General features: G+C 52.7%; 11 protein-coding genes and 4 pseudogenes. 8 read left to right on the forward strand and 7 right to left on the reverse strand.

From position 1 onward, the window contains the following. Positions 1 to 1,255 precede the first annotated feature (1,255 nt). From ENTMO_RS0104415 to ENTMO_RS0104435, 5 genes are read left to right on the forward strand one after another with little or no spacing between them, the layout of a single operon-like run. Positions 1,256 to 1,705: a TIGR03757 family integrating conjugative element protein gene (locus ENTMO_RS0104415; RefSeq protein WP_010427589.1), complete on the forward strand. Its 450-nt coding sequence runs from the start codon at positions 1,256 to 1,258 to the stop codon at positions 1,703 to 1,705. Continuing rightward, a complete protein-coding gene (locus ENTMO_RS0104420; RefSeq protein ID WP_010427591.1) occupies positions 1,702 to 2,652 on the forward strand; it encodes a TIGR03756 family integrating conjugative element protein in 951 nt (316 codons plus the stop codon). The genes ENTMO_RS0104415 and ENTMO_RS0104420 overlap by 4 nt, the downstream gene beginning before the upstream one ends. Continuing rightward, the gene (locus tag ENTMO_RS0104425) at positions 2,649 to 4,052 is read left to right on the forward strand and encodes an integrating conjugative element protein (RefSeq protein WP_010427594.1); all 1,404 of its coding nucleotides are present in this window, start codon (positions 2,649 to 2,651) and stop codon (positions 4,050 to 4,052) included. Before ENTMO_RS0104420 ends, ENTMO_RS0104425 begins: the two co-directional genes overlap by 4 nt. Continuing rightward, complete coding sequence (locus ENTMO_RS0104430; RefSeq protein WP_010427596.1) at positions 4,049 to 4,399, forward strand: hypothetical protein; 351 nt, start codon at positions 4,049 to 4,051, stop codon at positions 4,397 to 4,399. The genes ENTMO_RS0104425 and ENTMO_RS0104430 overlap by 4 nt, the downstream gene beginning before the upstream one ends. Before the next feature lie 15 nt (positions 4,400 to 4,414). Continuing rightward, positions 4,415 to 5,932, forward strand: coding sequence for a conjugal transfer protein TraG N-terminal domain-containing protein (locus ENTMO_RS0104435; protein WP_010427598.1), 1,518 nt, complete (start codon positions 4,415 to 4,417; stop codon positions 5,930 to 5,932). 8 nt (positions 5,933 to 5,940) lie between these two features. Here the strand turns inward: ENTMO_RS0104435 and ENTMO_RS0104440 are convergent, their stop codons facing one another. From ENTMO_RS0104440 to ENTMO_RS0104450, 3 genes are all read right to left on the reverse strand, one after another. After that, positions 5,941 to 6,321, reverse strand: coding sequence for a DUF3742 family protein (locus ENTMO_RS0104440; RefSeq protein WP_010427601.1), 381 nt, complete (start codon positions 6,319 to 6,321; stop codon positions 5,941 to 5,943). Between the two features lie 145 nt (positions 6,322 to 6,466). After that, on the reverse strand, positions 6,467 to 6,886 hold the full coding sequence (locus ENTMO_RS0104445; RefSeq protein ID WP_010427603.1) for a type II toxin-antitoxin system VapC family toxin: 420 nt from the start codon (positions 6,884 to 6,886) through the stop codon (positions 6,467 to 6,469). Then, a complete protein-coding gene (locus ENTMO_RS0104450) occupies positions 6,883 to 7,137 on the reverse strand; it encodes a FitA-like ribbon-helix-helix domain-containing protein (protein WP_010427605.1) in 255 nt (84 codons plus the stop codon). Before ENTMO_RS0104450 ends, ENTMO_RS0104445 begins: the two co-directional genes overlap by 4 nt. 855 nt (positions 7,138 to 7,992) lie before the next feature. Here ENTMO_RS0104450 and mobH point away from each other — a divergent pair. Together mobH and ENTMO_RS26410 are read left to right on the forward strand one after the other, a co-directional pair. Then, positions 7,993 to 9,852: a MobH family relaxase gene (gene mobH, locus ENTMO_RS0104460; RefSeq protein WP_010427609.1), complete on the forward strand. Its 1,860-nt coding sequence runs from the start codon at positions 7,993 to 7,995 to the stop codon at positions 9,850 to 9,852. 298 nt (positions 9,853 to 10,150) lie between these two features. Further along, a pseudogene (locus tag ENTMO_RS26410) lies at positions 10,151 to 10,469 on the forward strand (transposase); the annotation flags it as partial. A gap of 435 nt (positions 10,470 to 10,904) precedes the next feature. Here ENTMO_RS26410 and ENTMO_RS0104465 read toward each other — a convergent pair. Continuing rightward, entirely contained in the window at positions 10,905 to 11,513 is a 609-nt protein-coding gene (locus ENTMO_RS0104465) for a DUF2913 family protein (RefSeq protein WP_010427611.1), read from the reverse strand. A gap of 236 nt (positions 11,514 to 11,749) precedes the next feature. On the opposite strand from ENTMO_RS0104465, the pseudogene ENTMO_RS24980 reads away from it, so the two are divergent. Continuing rightward, a pseudogene (locus ENTMO_RS24980) lies at positions 11,750 to 12,067 on the forward strand (DDE-type integrase/transposase/recombinase); the annotation flags it as partial. A 225-nt stretch (positions 12,068 to 12,292) separates the two neighbouring features. On the opposite strand, the pseudogene ENTMO_RS24985 reads toward ENTMO_RS24980, so the two are convergent. From ENTMO_RS24985 to ENTMO_RS23775, 3 genes and pseudogenes are all read right to left on the reverse strand, one after another. Beyond that, positions 12,293 to 13,093 (reverse strand): annotated as a pseudogene (locus ENTMO_RS24985) (transposase); the annotation flags it as partial. 857 nt (positions 13,094 to 13,950) lie between these two features. Next, positions 13,951 to 14,526, reverse strand: coding sequence for a TetR/AcrR family transcriptional regulator (locus ENTMO_RS0104475; protein WP_071985401.1), 576 nt, complete (start codon positions 14,524 to 14,526; stop codon positions 13,951 to 13,953). Between the two features lie 78 nt (positions 14,527 to 14,604). Further along, positions 14,605 to 15,999: pseudogene (locus ENTMO_RS23775) on the reverse strand (efflux transporter outer membrane subunit). Positions 16,000 to 16,122 lie beyond the last annotated feature (123 nt).

Raw genomic sequence — 16,122 nt, forward strand, 5'->3', positions numbered from 1 at the left:
CTCTCCTTTTTCTCATTTTCCCCTTCATCGCCTGTTGAGGTCACTGATAGTTCTCACTCTTACCGGATTGCTTCTGGCGACATGGTACTTGACGAACAAATCCAGTTCACCTGCAAAGGTCAGTGCGGACAACACTTCCTCACAAAATTTTGAAGCGATTCCACCATGGAGGTACGGCAAAGCCAACTCACGTTTCACCCTGGTCCTGTACGCTGATCTGGAATGCCCATTTTGTAAGAGTTACTACCCAGAGCTTAGGGCATGGGTCGATCGAAATCCCGACACGAACCTGCAATGGCACCATCTGCCACTCCCCATGCATGCACCCGCCGCAACTCGACAAGCCCGGCTGGTTGAGTGTGCGGGAGAGGCCGAAGGGTCACACTGCGTTCTGGCAGGCTGTCACCTGGGTCTATCAGCAAACCCGCAGTGACGGGGCTGGCATACCTGAAAACATGCAATACCCTGCGCTCACTCCAGCAATGCAGGCCTGCATGGATAGCACACGTCCCGAGGCAATTATTCAGGCGCAGGCTAATGAGGGGGCACGCGAAGGTATCACCGCGACCCCAACACTTAAACTGAACGATAACCAGAGCGGTCATATACTTATCCTGCCAGGCCCCGTCGAAGGTGATGTACTGTTGTCAGCATTGGATTTGCTATGCACCGATGGCGACGCAGACAGGGAAAAGGACTCAGGAGTACCTGATGATGGTGTTAGCCAGTTACCCAGATAGCTTGGCATAACGAACGCTAATCCAATGACTTCAAATAATCATGGTACTTGAACAAACCAGGCTGGCTAGACCAGCTTGAACCGCAACGTCTCATCATCGTCCATGCCAAAATAACTGGCCACTTATTACTTCGGTCCATTCTATCAACAGGCGTCTGACCATAGGCCAGGTCATTGCCAGCACTGAATGGACTCCGCAAACACGGTTGCGACGGATAGTGAAGGCAATGCGGCCTACTATTAAGGCGCCTTGTTTGAGATCGAGACTAATGGCAGATAGCCGTGGCTAGCCCGCTTAGTAGAGACTCCAGCCCTCGGACTGACATCACAGGAAAGTAAGCCTTGGCTTCAAAGAGGCATGCTGGAAACCAGCACAACTCCTCAACAATGAGTATCGAGGTTTGTGCAGCGAGCACAATACGGATACGGTGGATTTCCGATTGTTGACTGACCCGCGAGCACGTTCTGGATGAACTCGGAGAATCCACAACAGCAACCTGTTTCAGGAGTCCGGACATGCTCAACCCGTTTCGCACCCAATCCGGGCCGATACGCTTTCCATCGGCGGTAGCCAGCGCCTTATGCGTAGCATTGGGCCTGGCCAGTCAGGCGGCCAGTACCGCAGAAGTGACGGTTTTCACCGACCGATCTGTCACGCTAAAATCGGCGGATAACGCCAATGTCGTCCATATCGACGCTGCACAGGAAATCGAGGCCAGCCTCGCGGCCGATCTGCCCGCCGATCCCCATCGTGCCCAGAGCATCGTCCAGGGACGTCTTCAGCAGGGAGGCTCGCAGCTGCAACGTGACCTTGCTTCCGCCTGGCAGGGCGTAGCCGATGCATGGGGCCTCAGCGTTTCAACCGTTCCCGCAGTCGTGGTCGACCGGCGCTATGTCATTTACGGTGAGCCGGACGTAGCCAGGGCGGTAGCCCGTATAGAGGCATACCGGAGGGCGCAGCCATGAAGCGCGCCCGTCGTCTCCGCGCCGCAATCGCGGCCCTGATGCTTGGAACCGCATCGTCGGCCTTCGCGCTCAACACCGCATCGATCACAGTTTCAGCCCTATCCCCCGATTGCCTCGAATACCGGGTCGTCGGGGTCTGCTACTGGCTCTTCTGCACCACTTTCGGCTGCTCGGTACGGACGTCGGTGAAAGTTAGCCATTACGTGCCCGATGCCGTGGTTTCCAGCTATGCCAATACTGGCGAGAATCCGTGGGTAGAAGTGCGTGCCATGAGCATGCCGAACACCACGGCACAGGCCGGCGGCGATGGCACGACGAATCAGGACCACGAAAACAACCTGTCGAAGTTCAAAAACGCTGACGTGATCGGCCACCCCGGCGGGGCTGTCCTGGGTCAGCTCGCCAGTGCTTCGGGCTATTCCTGCGAAGGTGCAGGCACGGCCTTCATGCCATACCTGCTGAGCACGCTCGACACGGTGGCATGGCGCTACAACGTGCCGGAGGCCGTCTATCCGGAAGCACTGATCCCTGGCATGCGCGAAATCGGGGCGCGGACTTCTCTTAACCTGTGGGGCGCCGTATACCCGAGGGGCGGGTTCCTGCATCAGACCGATGACTACAAGAGCGGTGCGGTCGTCGCGCAGCGCGCCGGCGATATCGTCACCCGCCGCGGCCAGATTCACGTCTACCAGCCTCTGCTCGCCACCGCGCGCGACGGCTACTGGCCGTCTGGCGAATTCGTCGAAGGCGACGCCTCAACGGGCAAGTGGCAGGAACTCACGCCCACGATGTCCAGTTCGTGCGCCGTCTTTCCCCATTCCAACCAGCGCGTCCAGGCCCAGCAAGGCGACTATGCCTGGGCGCTCTGGCGGCCCTACAGCTGCTGCCAGCGCCGCGGACAGACCTTCCTCGGCAGCGTCGACTTTAGCGGAGGGAGCGCACGATGACTTCATCCTCCACTCCCGCACTCAGCAAGCACTTCCGCAGGGGCCTGCTTGTTTGCGCCCTGACGGCGGCATGCTCTGGTGCTGTCGCCCAGACGAGTGTCAACGAATATGGCCTGCAGCATCGCGGCAGCGTCATTGGCGACGATGTGCTGTACAGCATCGGCGGCGGACGGGCGGTATCCATGACGGGTGCGGCAAACATGCGCTCGATCGGCGTTGGCGTTGGCTGGAACAGCAACCTCATTTGCGGCGACATGAGCCTCACCACCACGCTGCAGAACCAGTTGAACGGCATCACCAACGGGTTCCAGACCATCATGTCGAATGTGATCCAGAACGCCACCAGTGCGGTGGCTTCGCTGCCTGCGCTGATCATCCAGCGCGCCGATCCCGGTCTCTATAACCTGCTCACCAACGGTGTCCTGCAAGCCAGGCTCGATTTCGACCGCTCGAAACTCACCTGCAGGGCGATCGCGAACAGGATGGCCGACATGGCCGGTGGCCAGCTCGGCTGGGACCAGCTCGCGGAAGGCATGGCGCTCAAGAAGGCGGTTGCCAGCACCGATGCGGTTTCCGCGATCGAGGAGGCAGAAAGCAGCAAGGGCAATGAAGGCGTGCCCTGGGTCGGAGGCGACAATGCCGGCGGCTCGGGCCAGGCGCCTATCCGCGTGGTCGCTGACGTGACGCGCGCCGGCTACAACCTAGTCAACGGGCGCAGCGTCGATGACACCTCATCCATCGATTCCGGCAGTTGCGGCGACCGGCTGGCGTGCCAGACCTGGACCTCTCCGCAGGCTGCCGTCACCTGGGCTACGCGTGTGCTGGGCGAGCAGGAACAACGCACCTGCGAGAGCTGCACCAAGACGCAGACCACGCCCGGCGTCGGTCTGACACCGCTCATTCAGGAAGAGTACGAGACCAAGCTGGAGAGCTTGCAGGAACTGATCTCGGGCAGCAAGTCGATGAGCTTCGACAACCTGCAGGCGGCCAGCAGCACCTCGTTGCCGATTACCCGTGGCGTGATCGAGGCGCTGCGTGATGAACCCGATCAGGACATCCTCGCAAGGCGTCTCGCTTCCGAGGTTGCGCTCGCCAGCGTGCAGGAAAAAGCATTGCTGCTTCAGCGCACGCTGCTGACCGGGCGGATGGAGCCGAATGTGGCAGCGAACGAAATGGCCCAGGAGGCGGTCACGCAGGAGAGCAACATTCTCGACCGCGAGATCAACAACCTCAAGACCGAGCTCGAACTGCGCCGTGCGCTGGCCAACAACTCCCCGATGCAGATCATCCAGCGCCACAGCACCCGGGCTGCGGGTTCGCGTGGTGTGTACCAGGGCGATCCCATCCCCAATCGCCTCGATGAATTGCAGCGCTCGCAATCGGGAGGAAGCAATCCATGATCCCGGCCTGGCTTCGCATGCGGTGGTTGTTCAATCGCCGTGTCGGCTTCGCGTTGCTGTGGACGATCCTGCTGCTTGTTGTGGCGATCGCCATCAACCTGATTGGCATCCGTGTGCTTGGCAGTATCGAAGGCTGGCAGCGCTGGATGGACGACCATACGGACTATTTCCTGGCTTGGCGTCTGCTGCTTTATGCGGGCCTCGCCTGGGGTTGGTTCTGGATGCGTAAACGGGTACTGGCTCGCGAACCTGGTACGGAACCATACCAGTGCCTCATCCGTGTCGAAATCGCCGGCGTGGTGGCTCTGGCCGTTCTGGAAGGCAGCCTGCTGCTGCAGTCCACTTGATGAGCGGAGGACACCATGACGCTCTATACGTCCGATTATTTGGAGTATTACCTGACACTGGTTGGGTGGATCGTTCATAACGGCATCTGGTCGGTCCTGGTCGCCAGCGGCCTGTTTGCGCTCCCGTTTATCGCGATCGTCATTCAGGAATGGCTGAAAGCACGCGCGGAGGGAGCTGACGAGGGCAACAAGGGCGTGCTTTCCTCGATGCGGATCGAAAACCGAGTGTTCGTCGCCATCGTGGTGATCATGTTCGCCGGCATTCCGTTCATCGATGTGGATCTCAATACCATCAGCTTCGATCAGTCCCGCTCCAGCCAGTGCCAGGTGAACGTTCCCGCGCCCAGCGATACGGGTTGGGGCCAGTCATTCACCACGCTCAACAACCAGTCGGCCAAGGTGCCGGTCTGGTGGTTTTTCATGCACTCGATCTCCAGGGCCGTCACCGGCGCCGCCGTCGCGGCGCTCCCGTGCGGAACCGACCTGCGGCAGATGAGGATGGACATCGACAACACCCGTATCGACGACCCCTTGCTGGCCCAGGAAGTGACTGATTTCGCGCTCAATTGCTACGGTCCCGCCCGAGCCAAGCTGTTCATGAACCGGCCGACTCTGAGCGAAGAGCAGATGGCGGACGTCAGCTGGATCGGCTCCAATTACTTTGTCGACACGCCCGGCTACTACGACACTTATCGCTCAAGCACGCCTCGCGAGTCATGGCCCTACGATGACAGCCGTGATGCTGGGCTGACCGAGGTGCCTAGCGGCGCCGGTTACCCAAACTGCCGGGAATGGTGGTCGGATGGCTCAACCGGCCTGCGCGCCCGCCTGCTGGCTCAGGTCGACCCCAACCTGCTCTCGCGCATGGCGAACTGGGCTGGCTTCATCTCCAGGACCCAGTTGGACGATTCCGTGATCCGCGCCATCGCGGCCCCGCGTCAGCAAAAGCTGAACCAGGGCGCCGTCTACACAGATTACGGCGGGCAGATCGACAAGACCTTGCCGAATGTCGTTACCCGAGCCGCGGGCGATGTGGGGATGGCGGTGGGTGCCTTGGGGTTCTTCCCGGCGATGGATGTCATGCGCCAGGCTTTGCCCATGGCGTTGTCGCTGCTGAAGATGGCCTTGGTAATATCCATTCCGCTCGTGCTGGTGATCGGCACCTACGACCTGAAGACCGTGGTGACTGTCAGCGTGGTCCAGTTCGCCCTGTTCTTCGTGGATTTCTGGTTCCAATTGGCACGGTGGGTCGATTCCACGATCCTGGACGCGCTCTATGGATGGGGATGGGGCTACAACCGCCCGATGACCAATTTTGACCCGGTGATGGGGCTGAACAACGCGTTCGGGGATCTCTTGTTGAATTTCGTCATGGCGACGATGTTCCTGGTGCTGCCTGGGTTCTGGCTCACCGCGCTGACTTGGGTTGGGGTTCGTGCAGCTGGAGTGATTTCCGCCTTTTCGAACAGCACCAAAGACGCAGCATCTGCTGGAGGGAAAGGACCTGGCGTCGTTTCAAGCAAGCTGAAGTAGCTTGGAGTTCAGAGGTCCTTTTCATCGGGGAAGTCAGGATGATCAGTATCGTTGTAAGGCACCGGATCGTATCCTGGTGTCTCGCGGAGATCTTCCTGACTGGTAAACACCCACATCTTTTCTTCCGGGGCGTCGCCACGTCCGGCTGACCAGGCAACTGCGACAGCGAACAGGAGCAGCAAGGCCAGCCAGAAGGCGACGTAGAGGAGAACGCCAAGCACTACGAGCCTGGCAAGCCACGGGAGAGCCGACGCCACCAGTCCGGGGACGCCTTGCGCAACCAGCCAGCGAGCAGCCTTCTTTTCCAACCGTGTATAACCACGCCATGCACGCCCCATGCCGCTACCGAGCCGATAGGCCCATCCCTTGTTGTGTGCGTGCGTTGCCATGGCCATATCCTCGCTTCTCACTGTTGCATTAGTTCATCGTCGAAATATCTTCCTGTGTCGTTCGCAGACGGGTTGGAGGCACTGCTTTCTTACTTCAGACCTCCACAAGGGAGCTTTGTTCGTTCTAGTTTCTCAAGCACCTGGATCAACGCTTCCACGGATCGATCACCGTGATGCCACAGTCCACGAAGTCCTTGACGTTGCGGGTTGCCAGGCTGGCGCCTCGCGACTTTGCGATCGCCGCGATCATGGCGTCGAACTGGCTGATCGGCTTGCCTGCCAGTTTGCGTGATGCTGCGATTTCGGCGTAGGCATCGGATGCGTCATTGTCGAAGCTCAGCACCTGTCCGGCCATATCCGAAGAGAAGATGCCGTGAATCGCCTCCATGAGCGCGGCCTTGCGTTGGCCGTCCGGCAGCAGGCGCACGCCATACAACAACTCTGCCCGCGTGACTGTCGTGGTGAACAACGCTGAGCGAGGTTGCTGAGCCAGCCAGGCCAGCGCAAGCGCATCGGGAACTGGGCGAAGTGTCTCGGACAGAACGTTGGTGTCGAGGACGATCATGCACCAAACTCCGGAGGGTTACGAATGTCATCCCGCGCCGGCAGGTCCAGCTCGATCCCGCCTAGCGGCTCTACCCGCGCACGGATAGCCTCGATCAAAGAATTGCCGCGTGCAGTCTCGGTCGATAAAGCCGCCCGCAAGATGTCGCGAGCCTCATCTTCCATCGAACGGCCATGCTGAGCGGCTTGCACGCGCAGACGCGCTTTAAGCCCCTCGTCAATGTTCCTGATGGTCATCGTAGTCATTGCCATGCCGCACCTCCATTAGTCATTGATGACATATTAGTCACTGACTAACGAAAACGCAAGGTGGCAGCTCTCAGATCGACCTGCTTGTGAGACGGCAGGGCTCGCATCAACCGTCGGCGGATCTCAATGCTGCGTGGCAGGCATCAGGCCGCCCGCGGTATCGAGATCAACGCGCCTCAACTTCTCCAGCAGACCAAAAGATTCGCGTTCGCCCCCCCAGAATACGGGTGAATACCGCACACTGGCAGATGAGAGAGTCGAGCAATAGCCGCTGGTCCAATGCCGAATCGCATTCCGCCACGCCCGACATAATGAGTGCATAGGCCCGTTGCGCGTGAATGCTGGTTCCGCCGTTGTTGTCTGAATGATCCATGCTGTCCCCTCCGTGGCCTTGTTCCCCTGCGCCGCCCGGAATGGAATCCGACAGATGGCGGCGACCTGCAGGGGTGAGAAACCGGCTGATACCAGACCGGCCTGACGCAAACGTCTGCCCTACGGATCGCCATAACGCGACCCGCTGGTATCAAGTTCGGGTTCTCACACCCGGCGCCTATGAGTGGCACACCACAAGGATTGCACATCGCAATTTGCTGGAGCAATAAAAAGATCAATTTTTTCCGGTAGATAAGGCCAAATTCCGTCGCAGCCTGGAGCTGTCGTGTGAGTGCGTCGCGGACGATGACAAAGGGACGGCATCCGTGCCGCATTCCTGCTAGCTGGAACTGGCCCAGAGGGCTATATCAAAGGGTTTCGGCAAGGGCAAAAGGTCGTCAAGGGGCAAGGGAATGGGCCCCAAGGGGAATGGGCCTATCCGGAAAAGGAAAAGGTTCCGCGGTGACCACTACTTCAGGTGCTTCCATGTTCACGCTGTTCCAACGAAAACGCCCCGTGCAGGCCGCTACCGCAGCGCCCGCCACTGCAACAAAGGCCAAAGGGTGGATAGCGCCGGAGACGGCCGCATCGCTGCTGTCCACAGCGCGCCGGCAGAAACTGCTGGAGTACATATGGCAGCGGACTTCGCTCTCGCGTCAGCAATTCGCAGTGCTGTATCTCGGTCCACTGGAACGATACGCCGAGTTGGTCCAGCAGTTTCCGGCATCGGAATCACACCACCACGCCTATCCCGGCGGCCTGCTTGACCACGGGCTTGAGATCGTCGCCTATGCGCTAAAGTTGCGACAGTCTCACCTTCTCCCGGCAGGAGCGACACCGGAGGATCAAGCCGCGCAAGCCGAGGCCTGGACAACCGCCACAGCCTATGCGGCGCTATTGCATGACATCGGCAAAATAGCAGTCGACCTGCACGTCGAGATTAGTGACGGCAATCTGTGGCACCCCTGGCACGGACCGTTACACCATCTATATCGCTTCCGCTATCGCAAGGATCGGGAGTACCGCCTGCACAACGCCGCGAGTGGATTGCTGTACAACCACGTGCTCGATGGCGAGATCCTTGACTGGCTTAGCAACTACCCGGAACTGTGGGCGGCGCTACTTTATGTTCTGGCCGGCCAGCATGAGCACGCCGGAGTATTGGGCGAACTCGTCACGCAAGCCGACCGCGCTTCCGTGGCGCAGGAACTTGGTGGCGATCCCGCGAAGGCGATGGCCGCACCGAAGCATGCATTGCAGCGCAAATTGCTGGAGGGGCTTCGCTATCTGCTCAAGGAAGAGCTGAAACTGAACCAGCCGCAGGCGTCGGATGGGTGGCTGACGCAGGAAGCGTTATGGCTCGTTTCCAAGACGGCTTCAGACAAGCTACGCGCACATTTGCTGTCTCAGGGCATTGAGGGAATTCCGGTCAACAACACGGCCGTCTTCAACATCCTGCAGGACCACGGCATGCTCCAGACCACAGCAGAGGACAAGGCCATCTGGAAAGCGGTCGTCACCAGCGACTCTGGCTGGACCCACACGTTCACGCTGCTTCGGCTCGCACCAGCTTTGATATGGGAAGGCAATGAGCGTCCGCCGGCGTTTCAGGGAACCGTGGAAATGGTGCAGGACGACACCGCTGCGGCGGATGCATCCCCCGCTTCACCTAACGTTTCGGAGCAGCCTTTGCCTACCACCGGAACGGCATCCGCTCCAGCGCTCTGCGCTCCTGCACCTGGCACGCAAGCGCCCAGCGCAGATGGCGTCGAGGCCTTGCTCGACTTGCTCGGGACACGGGACGTCGAACTGCCGTCGACCACAGCATCATCGAACAAACCAACAGAGACAGGCCCCGGGCAAGATCAGGAACCTGAGCTACAAACACCTGCTGCTCCCTCCGCAATAGCAGTGAAAAACGAAACTCAGGTGCTTCCATCCGGCGAACACTTCATCGCCTGGCTGCATCAGCATATCAGAAGCCGTAAACTGATTATCAACGATGCGAAAGCTTTGGTGCATACAGTTACCGATACCGTTTACCTTGTCAGCCCAGGATTGTTTCAGCGCTATGCCCAGGAGCATCCAAAAACTGCATTTCTTGCAAAACAGGAGAATATTGCGGATTGGCAATGGATTCAGAAGAGATTTGAAAAGCTGCAATTGCATCGTAAACAGGATAACGGGCTGAATATCTGGACCTGCAATGTGACTGGCCCCAGAAAATCGCGACGCCTGCATGGCTATCTTTTGGCTGATCCTGCACGCCTTTTCGATGAGATTCCTCCCGACAATCCATATTTGAACCTGGTAACAGCTCCAACATCGCAGGCGTCAGGCGAATAACAAGCCGAACAGTTCATACGCTAGATTTCCCTGATCCTAAAGTGGCAATGCTTCACTGCGTTTCGCACTTTTAAGTTTTGAGGCTTGTGACTAAATTCCCATGCAAAATTTTTTGAAGATTAGAACAATTTAGCAGTATAGAAGCCTTATACTGTAGTGGGCACAAATTCCCAGTATTTAAGGTTGTTTAGGTGACAATAGACTCTGAATGATAGAACTTTAGATGATTGGCTGATGTGAGCACTAGGTTCGTTTCAACATAAGACCACTACGGCAAACAAATTTTAAAGTTGTCAAATTGACCGTATACAACAAAGCTATCAGGCAGCGCGCTCCCTGACGGTATGGTTTAATGAATCAGCCATTGCTGTATAACTGACAGTGCACAGAGTGAAAGATCGTGGCCGACCGCTCCACTACACCAATATGGCTTTCACCACGGTTCTTAATGAAGCGCATGTTTAACCTGTCACTCCGGACATTGCAGGGCTTCGTTGAGTTAATTTTTGAATCTGCTCGACGACGTTGCCCTGTCTGGACTTCTCTTGGTCAGTAGGCTGCCAAAGACTGTTGACATCAGTATAAAGACGCTGATCCGGAGCGAAATCCTACATCTGCATAATAAATATTTCAATGGCTGAATAGCACGAATTATTCTTTTATTTTTTCCACCTGTGCTAGCTTAAACGAGAATGTTTTTCATAATTTTATCACTGACCTTTCCCGCCACAATAAGTCTTAGTGGCGGGAGTTTTTATAATCCCGTGGTTAATGTAATAAAACACCAGAACTTTTGGTTCCTTTCCTTTCAGAAGGATTGTTGTCAAAACTAATTGCTCATTGAACCGATAGTGGCGTCATGGGCAGGCCAACGTTCGGCCTATAAATTCCCTTCCTCGACTGAAAATTCTCATGCCTAAGCGGTATGTCTGCGACCTTGCAGAAAGTTTCTAACATTCATTCGCATTGCTGGTACCATTTAAAACCCTTTTATGCACTTGCCATGTTTCAGTGCGGTCAGAATAATGTGCTCATCTATCCACATCAACTCATCACCGTTTTATAGTTGCATCCTGTATGGCAAGCAGAAGGTACAGGTGGGGCAGCCCGCCCTCCCGGACCGGTTCCGCGCGCCATCCGCAACGCATCAACAGCGCCTGCACACCGTCCACAGCTCCGGTTAGACGGACCATCAGTGGTGCCACCTGGCAGCCGTTGTCGTCAAAAGCTGTCTCAAGACTTTTGCGCACGAGGTAAATCCCATTCACGCTGGCATTCAAATTGACGGCCTGACGTCCCGACCACTCCCGCCTACTCAGCATGCGGTAAATCCAATGCATTTCCCGGGCCGTATCCAGGGCATACGTCAGTCGAAACAGGTCACTTTGCACCGCCTGTTCTCCGTTGCTGAACCGCCACAGGTATTCAAGCTTGGCGGACAGGTTCGCCCGCACGCCCTGCTCCCGCCCCTGCCTAAGTAGCCATTCAATGTCTGGGGTAACGTCCCGAGAAAACCGACGCTGTTTCAGTGCGTTACTCAACCAACGAGTAAGAAAAAGGTTTTCCTGCGCCAGAGACACCACGGCACAGTCCTGTCTTGCAGTCGCAAGCGCTACGAGGGCACACCATGCCAGGTTGCCTGCTTTTTCTGTCAGCGTCATTGTGCATCACTCCCTTCGTCCTGCCGGCCATGTCCGCGCCCTTTTCAGGTAAAAACGTCATAAGGTGAGTATTTTAAACGGAACTTCAACTGATGGTCACTCCAGATCTGTCTGCAAAACCAAATAAATAATGCCATGAGTGTAAGCGCCCCGTGAAGGACGTGGGGTAAAAATTAGTTTACAGATAGGGTGACGTTCCAGGGGAGCAGCTCATTCACGCGGTTGGCTGCCCGTGAAATCATAAAAGGATCCACCGAATTTACTGCCTGCTGAAACTGAATTTTCGCCGCAAAGGTAAACAGCCTCTGCCTGTGCGTAATCCAGCACCGTTGGCTACGCCTGAAGCGTTAAACCAAAGCTGGTCCGTTGATTTCATGCACGACTCTCAGATTTGCGGTCGTCGTTTTCGTACGTTCAATATCGTTGATGATTTTAATCGTGAGGCGTTGTCGATCGAAATACACCTGAATCTGCCAGCCCTGTGAGTAGTTCGTGTACCCGACAGGATCGCAGCCAACCGGGGATATCCCGTCATGCTTCTCATGGATAACGGACTACCGTCTGAGTCAACTGTTTTTACGCAAAGGGCTCCAGCCATCTGATAAGAAGGCGATGGTTTATTTTATATCCGATATTGCTCATTTCCTTTTGGCTTATAAACATGCTTACCATGATATACAAGGGTACGGATGGCCCGACAGGACTTGACACTGCATTTTGGGAAGCCATGGACGTTGAACATTATCTAATGGTCGCGATGCGCCTTACGGCCCGTTGAATCACGTCCCATGGCTTATTTCGTAATAACCTTTATAATCAATATCCTGTTTTACAATTGCATGCGCCACTCTTGCAACTTTTGTTGCCATAGCCGTCATGGCTTTTCTTTTCTGATCAGGTTTATCTCCATTTTCCCGGATATAGCGTTCATATTTGTACCGGAAGCTGTTTTTCTCTCGTTCTTACGGCTACGGTGGCGGCAAGCCAGAAGGCATATCTTAACCGTGCGTTTCCACGTTTTGACCATCGGTAACTACTGTGTTTTTGCCCGCTCTTACTGGCGGAAAGATTAAAACCTCAGAAGCTTAGGTATAGTCGGTAATGCGCAAAACGTGTTAAATCACCACTTTCAGCAATTATCATCAGGGCAATGACAGCGCCAATGTCCGGGATCGTACGTAAATGCCGGTAGTCACTTCGTTCCTGTAAATAATTTTCTGCCTGTTTCTCAAGTTTTAATCATTGAGCCGAAAGTTCCACATACCGGTGAAGCTGTAATCTGAACGTGGTCACTGCCAGAGAATCATCTGACAACGGTAATGCAATGGAATTTTCAGCTACGTCATAGAGATGTTCAAGAAACTGCTGTTTATACTGCTTCCGACCAACAACATCCCATGACTGTTTTACAAACAAATCCCGGTCCATTAACGTGATACAGGACGGTGTGGGAAACTGTAGTAAGAACTGGCAGACCACTCTGCCCGTGACATATGCAGATATTGTTCAGCTTCGGGAAAATAAAGGGTCAGATAGTGATTCACAAGGCTGTTCATACAGCGGGTTCGTGCCAGAGTAACTTAATAATTCCCTTAAACCTTACCAAAGCATAGATTAAGTTTATGCCCTCGAAATATTCTATAAACGTGATTTCATCTCCATAATATAGCAATTAGTGGGGCCAGTCGTAAAAAGTAAAATCGTTCCTGTATGTATATGAAGTAAGTAGTAAATATAATCAACTCATTTCATAATGTTATTTATGTAGATTACCTTTAATACTATTGACATTTTTGGCTACTGCACTAGAATATGATATATCAATGCAATAACCAAAATGCTATTTAGTTTACTTCAGTGTCTTTTAGTTGAGGTTGTGTACTATATCTATTTAGATAATTACATTCACTTTCTAAACAGAAGTAAAATTAAGTAAACAACAATCACCAGGAATATGATATTTATCATGATCAACCCTAACATTGCACCAACCATCCCAAATTTTAATAAATAAGAAAACAAGAAATAATTTGTAAATCCAGAAGCCAGGTAGGATATAAAAACAATCATAATACAAATAAAAACAAAAGCTAAACAATATAATATTATAGAGGATTTATTTTTCATATGGCAGCCCAGTAATTTCAATGTTATTAGATTCAGTGTGGCAACTGTAATGGTAGAAATTGTTTTAAAGATCTGTCACTGCAGCCCGACAAAATTAATCGAGGCGGTTCATATTAGGTTAACTGGTATAAGAGTTGGTGAAATTTAAAAATAATTTAGTTTTATTTATTAACCACCTTCAAAAAAGTAAAATGCCATCATAACTGGCATGAGAAAGTCAAATATTACACCCATCCAATACCATCAAAAAGATAAGGAAATAACATTTTATATGAATAATTCATGCCTAAAACCTTATAACTTTATAACTTTATAACTTTATAGAAATTATCTCTTTATAAATAATGGAAATATTTTCATAGTTATTCCTGTTTAGATTCCTGCTTATTGTTGTTTCGGTAATTAAAGAGTCAATAATTTCAAAAATCAATTCCGACTCATAATTGTGAATAAACGCAGCCGACCTTACCAACGACGAATGCTTTTCCATTAGCCTTACCTCTTGTTCGAAAAGCAAGCTTTCCAGTTCCGGATAATACATAGACTCCGTGCGAAAAATCACCTTCAAATCATAGACCAACTGCTCATGAGCATTATTTTTTATTATATTTTTCGTAATAATGTAATCAATAGGATCAGATTGAGAATAAACTTCTACTAGTAATTTAATTTGCTTATCCATATTATCTTTAAGTGTTTCCTGCGCTATTTTCATTTTGCTTTCAAAGCATCGATAGACCTGGCCTACACTCAATTGAGCATGAGCTGCGATATCATGCATTGAAGAACCACAGATCCCTTTTTTTCTAATACATAAGGATGCCGATTTTATTATTCTTTCCCGATGCTCCCGAACTACTGATTTATTTTTAACATTTAATGCCATTTATCATATCTCCATGCATATTAGATAAGGAATATTTAAATGGCGGCATAATTACCGCCACTGGCATCAGTTCGTTAATTATGATTTCCAGCCACCACCAAGTACCTTATAGAGGGTAACGTGCTGTGTTATTTCACTTAGTCTGGTCGATATCTCTGTTTTTTGGGCCTCAAATAAAGCTCTCTGCGCAACAAGAACATTCAGATACCCATCAACACCTACCTGGTATCTATTGTTAGCAAGGTCATAATATCGCTGGTTAGCAGCAGTATCCTGCTGCCTGGCGGCAAGTTCATATTTATATGTTGATTGTCCTGCCAGTGCATCTGAGACTTCCTTAAATGCCTGCTGGATAGCCCTTTCATAATTGGCGATTTCAATTCGTTTAGAGACCTCAGCGACATCAAGATTTGCCTTATTCTTACCCCCATCAAAAATAGGGACGCTGATGCTCGGCACAAAAGACCAGGCAGCTGTACCACCTTCAAGCAAATGGCCGAGACTTTCAGATGCCGAACCTCCTGACGCAGTGAGACTTATCGTGGGGAAAAAGGCTGCTCTTGCCGCGCCAATGTTGGCATTTGCTGCTTTGAGCGTATGTTCGGCTGCAATAATATCGGGCCTGTTAGTAAGAACGTCCGATGATATACCGCCCGGTAGTGCGGGAAAATGCCACGCTTTATCTAAAGTAGCATTTTTCACTATATTCATCGGTATTTCTGTACCAAGCAAGAGTCGTAAAGCATTCGCATCCTGCTGTACTTGTCGGGTATATTGATAGACTTCAGCTTCAGCGCTTCTCAGGGTAGTTTCCGCCTGGGACAGATCCTGTTCACTGCCAACATCCATTTCATAGCGTTGTTTAGTTAAGTCATAAGTTTCACGCTGACTTTCCGCGGTATCTCCGGCAAGTTTAAGTAAATCTTTATCTGCGCACAGCGTCAGATAACTGGATACGACCTCCGATATCAGGCTGATTTGTGTAGCATGCGCAGTTGCTTCTGTGGAAAGATAGTTTTCAAGTGCCTGCGCTTTCAGGCTACGAAGCCTGCCAAAAAAATCAAGCTCCCAAGATGTCACGCCAAGGTTCGCTTCGTACTGCTGGTAAGTCACCGGCCCGGTAGTCTGAGTTGAATACAAATTCCCTGGCAAATGAGACGATGTCTGACTGCCACTGGCCTCTATCGTGGGGAATAAGGCGGACCTTTCAATACGATACTGTGCCCTTGCCGATTCAATATTCAATGCAGCGACTTTAAGATCACGGTTGTTCTGTAGCGATCATGCCACCAGTTGCTTCAGTGTTGCATCAGAAAAGAAACTTTGCCATTCAATATCAGCGGCATTTTTATGTTGCCCGTCCTTGATCCATTGACTCTTCACAGGAATGTCAGGTCGTTCATAATGTGGTTGTAAGTTACATGCACTTAAACTGAACAGCGCAGGTAATAAGATGAAAAGATTTTTTTTCATTTCATATCCTTTTCGGCAACAGAGTATTCCGGGCCGAAACACTCTGTTGCCAGTCTGATAAATCATACCCTTTAACCAATACGCTGTTTTGGGCGATTTTTAAATATAATGTTGCATTAACAC

Source organism: Enterobacter mori LMG 25706, assembly GCF_000211415.1.
Lineage (GTDB): Bacteria > Pseudomonadota > Gammaproteobacteria > Enterobacterales > Enterobacteriaceae > Enterobacter > Enterobacter mori.